This is a genomic window from Methylobacter sp. BlB1 (assembly GCF_015476545.1).
Lineage (GTDB): Bacteria > Pseudomonadota > Gammaproteobacteria > Methylococcales > Methylomonadaceae > Methylobacter.
In genome coordinates, this window is record NZ_JADMKV010000169.1 from 1 (window position 1) to 1,249 (window position 1,249).

The window sequence follows — 1,249 nt, forward strand, 5'->3', positions numbered from 1 at the left end:
TCAACCGTCTCAACTGGATGCAGAAAGCCTACGGCCTGACAGCGGACGATGCCGTGCTGCAAAAGACCCCGTTCAGCTTCGATGTCTCGGTCTGGGAATTCTTCTGGCCGTTGCTGACCGGGGCCCGCCTGGTGATGGCGAAGCCGGAAGGCCACAAAGACCCCGGCTATCTCAGCGAAGTCATCCGGCAGCACCGGATCACCACGCTGCACTTCGTGCCCCCGATGCTGCAGATCTTTCTGGAATACGGCAAAGCCGCCGACTGCACCAGCCTACGGCGGGTGATCTGCAGCGGCGAAGCCTTGCCGGTCGCGTTGAGCAACCGTTTTCACGAACTGCTCAAGGATACGGAACTGCACAACCTCTATGGCCCGACCGAAGCCGCCATCGACGTGACGGCCTGGGCCTGCGAAGCCAGGACAACGGCGAGCAGCATCCCGATCGGCCGGCCGATCGACAACACCCAGATCTACCTCCTGGATCCGCAGGGCGAACCGGTGCCGGTCGGCGTGCCCGGTGAACTGTACATCGGCGGCGTCCAGGTCGGCCGCGGCTACCTGAACCGGCCCGAGTTGACCGCCGAGCGCTTTATCCAGGATCCGTTCAGCAAGGATCCCGAAGCCCGGCTGTACAAGACCGGCGACTTGGCCCGCTGGCAGGAAGACGGCCGCATCGAGTATCTGGGCCGCAACGACTTCCAGGTCAAGATTAGAGGCTTCCGTATCGAACTGGGCGAGATCGAGGCTCGGCTGGCAGCCTGTGCCGGTGTGCGCGAGGCCTCTGTTATCGCCCGCGAAGACCAGCCCGGCGATAAGCGGCTGGTGGCCTATCTGACCGCTTCAGTCGATGCCGAGCTGAGCATTGATGAGCTGCGTGCGCAGTTGAAGGCCGCGCTGCCCGAGTACATGGTGCCCAGCGCCTTTGTGATCCTGGATACACTGCCGCTGAGCCCGAACGGCAAGCTGGACCGCAAGGCCCTGCCGGCGCCGGATGCCAGCGCCCTGCAAACCCAACAGTATGAAGCGCCGCAAGGCGGGACCGAACAAACCCTGGCAGGCATTTGGTCCGAATTGCTCAAGATCGAGCAGGTCGGCCGCCACGATAATTTCTTCGAGCTGGGCGGACATTCCCTGCTGGCCGTGACTTTGATCGCACGCATGCGCCAGGCCGGGCTGAACATTGATGTGCGGGAATTGTTCAGTGCGCCAACGCTGGCCGGTCTGGCGGCGCTGGCCGACAACGGCAGCCA

General features: G+C 63.5%; 1 protein-coding gene. It reads left to right on the plus strand.

The genetic code is table 11. From position 1 onward, the window contains the following. Positions 1-1,249, plus strand: a 1,249-nt coding sequence (locus IT781_RS21845) for an AMP-binding protein (RefSeq protein ID WP_194972281.1), incomplete at both ends; no start/stop codon positions are given.